Below are 5,705 nucleotides of genomic sequence, written 5' to 3'. Positions count from 1 at the left end.
GACGAGGACGGGGGCGTCGGGGAGTACCGCGCCAACCCGGCGTACCGGCCCTCGGCTCGGGTTCTCGGGTGGCCGGAGCCCACTGATCCGGTGGACGCGGCGGCCCAGCGTGCCGCCACCGGGTACGGCTCGGTGGACGCGGCGCTGGAGGCTCTCGCGGAGGCGGAGATCACCGTCGTGCGCGGGCCGGACGGCGGTCCGCTCAAGGCGGCCGGGCGGGACGGGTCGCCGGTGATGTTGTTGTTCACCTCGCCCACCCATGAATTCATGTCCCCGGCACTTCACCATGACAGCCTTCCCGCCAGGGAGTTGGCCAGGTCGTTGAGGGATACCGACGTCCTGTTGATGGTCAACGCCGGGGCCGCGGCTCCGCTGCTCGTCCCGGCCGACAGCCTTCTCGGACCCGTGAACGGGCCGGGCGACCACAGCTCGGCCGACCCCCGGCCCCAAACCACAGGGAGGACCCCGTGACGCGTTCGTCCCAGCAGACCCCCGCCTCCCAGGAGGCTCGGGTGGAGCCCGGCGCCGAGAGCGAGGGGACGGTCGCGAGCGCCGCTTCCGTCGGACCCGTGGGGCCTGCAGCTCCCACTGTGCCCGATGAGCCCGTCGCGCCCGGCCCGGAGGCTCCGGAGAGCGAGACGTCCGGAGAGCGGAAGAACCCCGAGGCCGCGGACACCACCGCCGCCCAGCCGGGGGCCGCGGCCCCCGAAACCAGGGCCGGAACCACGGAGGCCGGGTCCGGAGCCCCCGATGCCGACCCCGCACCCGGCCTCAGTGCCTCCGCCGCCGCGCAGAGCCGGCTGCCCGCCCTCGTACGGACCATGACCGCCACCGCCATCGACCGGCCGCAGCCGCAGGCCGGGCCCGTCGGGCGGCCCGGCAGGGCCGTGCTGGCCGGGGCCGCGGTCGCGGGCGCGCTGCTCGTGTCCGTGCCCTTCCTCGTGCTGGCCGGGAATGACGACGAGGGGCCCGAGCAGCCGTCGACGGCGGCGGCCGGGACCGTGCTGGACGGCAGCGGCCAGGAGGCGCCGGGAGAGTTCGCCGTCACCGCGCCCGAGACCAGCCCCCCGGCCGACGGCAAGGGCGACGAGGGGAAGCAGGGAAAGCCGGAGAAGCCCGCCGGGCCCGTGCGGCAGTCTTCCCCGCCCGCCCCCGCATCGGGCGGGGACGAGGACGGGGCGAAGGCGAAGGCGGACGACGCCCCCAAGAACCCGCCGGAGAAGGCCGACAGCCCACAGACGCAGCCGGAGAAGGCTGACGGCGCGAAGAACCAGCCCGCCAAGGCCGCCCCCGCGGTGACCCTCAGCGGGCCCGTCTCCTTCCGCAGCCACCTCTCCGGCCGCTGCATCGATGTCCCCGGCCACAACTTCAACGACGGCCGGCCCTTGTTCATGTGGGATTGCAACGGCGCCGACGCCCAGAAGTGGCGGTTCGCCTCCGACGGCACGATCCGGATCAAGGACAAGTGCCTGGACGTCGCCAACGCGAACTTCAACGACGGCACGCCTATCCAGATCGCCTGGTGCAACGGGGCCGACGCCCAGAAGTTCGCCCTGAACGGTGCTCACGATCTGGTCAACACCGCCGTCGGCAAGTGCGTCGACATCCCGAACCACAGCCGGGGCAGGGGCGCGGAGACCTATCTGATCCTGTGGACCTGCACGGGCCTCGACAACCAGAAGTGGAGCGTCTGACCTGACCGCACGGGGGCCGGGAGCCCCGCTCCCGCGCGCCTCGTGCGCCGGGGCAGGCATGATGGCACCGCCGGAACGCCGACCCGCGTCCCCGGCGAAGAGGGGCGTCCGTCGAGGACGCCGCCGTAGCAAGGAGGTTGGTGCGTGTCGCGCCAGGTACTGTCGGTCGGCCCCGAGGACCGCTTTTCCACGATCGGTGAGGCGCTCACCGCCGCCCGTACCGGTGCGCTCATCAGCGTCCGGCCCGGAACGTACGCGGAGAACCTGGTGATCCACACCCGGGTCACCCTCACCGCGGCCGAGGGACGGGGCACGGTGGAGATCCGGCCGCGTTCGGGCAGCGTCATCGCCCTGCGCGCCGACGCCGTCATGTTCTCCGAACTCACCCTGCGCGGCGGCGACGCCGAGCTGCCCGCCGTGGACGTGCGGCGCGGTCAGGCCGCGTTCGACGGATGCGAGATCGTCGGCGCCGCATGGACCGCGATGCTGGCCGGCGGGACCGGCTCCCTCGCGCTGCGCGACTGCCGGGTGAGCAACCCGCAGGGCGCGGGCATCGTGGTCACCTCCACCACACCCACCACCGTCGAGTCCTGCACGCTCGAACACCTCGGAACCAGCGGCATCGTCCTCGCCGAACAGGGCGAGGCGCGCGTCCGCGACTGCACGGTGCGGGGCGCCCGCGGCAACGGCCTGCTCGCCAATGGCGAGACCCGTGGCACCGTCGAGGACTGCGACATCTCCTCCACCGACAAGCCCTCCATCGCCCTGGAGGGAAACTCCGCCGTCTCGGTCGTCCGGACCGTGGTGCACGACACCAGCACCGGCGTGCACCTGAGCAGCGCGGGCCGCACCACCCTGGAGGACGTCCGCGTGACCGGCGCCTCCGGCCACGGGATCGCCCTGGCCCAGGGCACCGACCCCGTACTGCGCCGCTGCCGCGTCTCGCGCGTGCGCGGCCACGGCGTGGTCGTCACCGACCGGGCGCGCGGCACCTTCGAGGACTGCTGGGTGGACGGCGCGCAGGGGGCGGCGCTGCGCGTCGCCGGGGCCTCCTCCCCGGCGCTGACCGGCCTGACCGTCCGCGACTGCGAGGGGGCCGGGCTGCTCCTGGAGGAGGACTCGGCACCCGAGCTGGACCGTCTGGAGGTGATCGGCTCCTCGCCCGCCGTCGCCCTGCTCGGCGGCGCCAACCCGCTGTTGCGCCGGGCCCGGCTGGTGGAGCCCGCCGGCGACGGCATCGTGGCCACCCGGGACGCCCGGGGCCGCGTCGAGGACTGTGAGATCGTCCGGCCGAAGGGCGCCGGTGTACGGGTGGCCTCCGGCTCCACGCTCTACCTGGCCGGCGGCGGGGTCTCCGACACGGCCACCAGCGGCCTGGTCGTGGAGGACGGCGGCAACGTCACCGTCCGCGACTTCCGCGTCGAGATATCCGGTGAGGAGGGTGTGGTCGTCGCCGCCGGCGGCGAGCTGACCGCCAACCGTACCTCGGTCCACGCACCCAAGGGCCACGGCTTCCTGCTCCGTGAGGGCGCGCTCGCCTCGCTCAGCGGCTGCGAGGCGAACGGCGGTGCCCAGGACGGCTTCCGGGTGGAGTCCACTTCCCCCGTGTCGCTCGTCAACTGCGCCGCCCGGGAGAACGAGGGCGGCGGCCTGGTGCAGACCGCACCCGGCGAACGGCTCGCCGTGGAGGGCCTGAACAGCGTCGGCAACCGCAAGCGGGACGCCTGGGGCAGCGGCAGCGCCGAGAACACCGACCCGGCGGGTTCCGGCGCGGCCGACGCGCCCCCGCCGGACCGCCCGGACGGCCCGCTCGGCGCCCTCAACGCGCTGATCGGCCTGGAGAACGTCAAGCAGCAGGTGGGCACCCTGGTCAACCTCACCCAGCTGGCCCAGCGCCGCGAACAACTCGGCATGCCCGCCCCGCCGATGAGCAGACACCTGGTCTTCGCCGGCCCGCCCGGCACCGGCAAGACCACGGTCGCCCGCCTCTACGGGGCGATCCTGGCCGAGCTGGGTTCGCTGCGCAGCGGGCACCTGGTGGAGGTCTCACGCGCCGACCTGGTCGCCCAGGTCGTCGGCGGCACCGCCATCAAGACTTCCGAGACCTTCCAACGGGCGCTGGGAGGCGTGCTCTTCATCGACGAGGCGTACACCCTCACCTCGGACAGCGGCAACGGCGGCGCCGACTTCGGCCGCGAGGCCGTGGACACCCTGCTGAAGCTCATGGAGGACCACCGCGACGACGTGGTGGTGGTCGCGGCCGGCTACTCACGGGAGATGGACTCCTTCCTCGGCTCCAACCCGGGCCTGGCGTCCCGCTTCTCACGGACCGTCGAGTTCGAGAACTACTCGGTGCCCGACCTGGTCGCGATCATGGAGAGCATGTGCGCCCAGCACCAGTACGAGCTGGGCGAGGGCACCGCCGAGGCGCTGGCCGCGCACTTCGGCGCGATGCCCCGGGACGCCGGGTTCGGCAACGGCCGTGCCGCACGCGGGGTGTTCGAGGAGATGGTGGACCGGCAGGCGGTCCGGCTCTCCGCGCAGCCACAGGTCGGCGAGCGTGATCTGCGGCTGCTGCTGCCCGACGACGTCTCCGCCACCGCCGCCGCGTCGGCCGCGGAGACCACCGCACCGGTCGACGACCCGCTCACCCGCCTCGGTGACATGATCGGCCTCGCCGAGGTGAAGCGCGAGGTCGCGGACCTGGTCAACCTCATCACCACCGCCCGGCACCGTGCCGCCGCCGGGCTGCCCGTCCCCTCACTCAGCAACCACCTGGTCTTCACCGGCCCGCCCGGCACCGGCAAGACCACCGTCGCCCGACTCTACGGGGAGGTGCTGACCCAGCTCGGCGTCCTGGAACGCGGCCAGTTGATCGAGGCGGCCCGCGCCGACCTCGTCGGCCGCTACATCGGCCACACCGCCCAGTTGACCCGAGAGGTCTTCGAACGTGCCCGCGGCGGCGTGCTGTTCATCGACGAGGCGTACACCCTCACCCCGCGCGGGGGAGGCGCCGACTTCGGTCAGGAGGCGGTGGACACCCTGCTGAAACTGATGGAGGACCACCGCGACGAGGTCGTCGTCATCGTCGCCGGCTACACCGACGAGATGGAACGCTTCCTCGCCTCCAACCCGGGCCTCTCCTCCCGCTTCCCGCGTCGGATCTCCTTCGCCGACTACTCCTCCGAGGAACTGGTCACCATCGTGCGCGCCCAGGCCGCGAACATGGGGTACGAGTGCGGGCCCGGCACCGGCCCTCTGCTCAAGGAGTACTTCGACGCGGTGCCCCGCGACCGCTCCTTCGGCAACGCCCGACTGGCCCGCCAGGTCGTCGAGTCGATGGTCACCCGCCAGGCGGGCAGGCTCAGTTCGCTGGCCACACCCACCCTGGACGACCTGCGCGTCCTCCTCCCGGCGGACGTCACGGCCGCGGCACCCAAGGTGGCCCCCCGATGAGGCCCGCCCTGCTGTACGGCGCCGGGCTCGCGGCCGCCCTGATGCTGCCCGCGGCCGTTCCCGCCCAGGCCATGCCCCTCGCCCGTATACCGATGGCCCTTCCCTCGGCCGACGGGAAGAAGGGCCAGGAGCTGCCCGGCATGCCCTCCGCGCTCGACCCGCGGGCCGAGGAGGCGGTCTGCACCCCCGCCTCCGAGGAGCAGGCGAAGAAGCAGGACTGGTCGCGTCAGCGCCTCGACCTGGACCGGCTGCACCAGCACTCCACCGGGGCAGGCGTCACCGTCGCCCTGATCGGCACCGGGGTCGACCCCGACGCAGCAGGGCTCGACGGCCGGGTCGCCGCCGAGGGGACCGCCGCCGACGACTGCGTCGGACACGGTACGTTCCTGGCCGGGCTGATCGCCGGGACCGGGGGGAGCACCCCGAGGCTGGCCGGAGTCGCCCCCGGCGCGAAGATCCTGGCCCTGCGCGGCACCGACCGGCGGGGCCGGCCGAGCCCCGGCCTCGTCGCGGCGGCGGTGCGTGAGGCGACCGGAGCCCGGGCCGGAGTGATCG

At 73.7% G+C, this 5,705-nt stretch carries 4 protein-coding genes; all 4 read left to right on the top strand.

Annotated features, from left to right (window positions below; genetic code table 11):
• Positions 1–471 (top strand): type VII secretion system-associated protein (locus CR470_RS35200; RefSeq protein ID WP_097871569.1); only part of this gene is annotated, 471 nt, incomplete at its 5' end.
• The gene (locus CR470_RS35195; protein ID WP_097871567.1) at positions 468–1,694 is read left to right on the top strand and encodes an RICIN domain-containing protein; all 1,227 of its coding nucleotides are present in this window, start codon (positions 468–470) and stop codon (positions 1,692–1,694) included. The genes CR470_RS35200 and CR470_RS35195, both read left to right, overlap by 4 nt.
• A gap of 144 nt (positions 1,695–1,838) precedes the next feature.
• Complete coding sequence (locus CR470_RS35190) at positions 1,839–5,150, top strand: right-handed parallel beta-helix repeat-containing protein (protein WP_097871565.1); 3,312 nt, start codon at positions 1,839–1,841, stop codon at positions 5,148–5,150.
• Positions 5,147–5,705, top strand: a 559-nt coding sequence (locus CR470_RS35185; RefSeq protein WP_179892481.1) for a S8 family serine peptidase, incomplete at its 3' end; no start/stop codon positions are given. The genes CR470_RS35190 and CR470_RS35185, both read left to right, overlap by 4 nt.

It is taken from the genome of Streptomyces sp. rh34 (assembly GCF_002551245.1).
Classification (GTDB): domain Bacteria; phylum Actinomycetota; class Actinomycetes; order Streptomycetales; family Streptomycetaceae; genus Streptomyces.
Note: the sequence above shows the minus strand (reverse complement) of the source record. Positions and strands in the feature narration are given on the sequence as shown.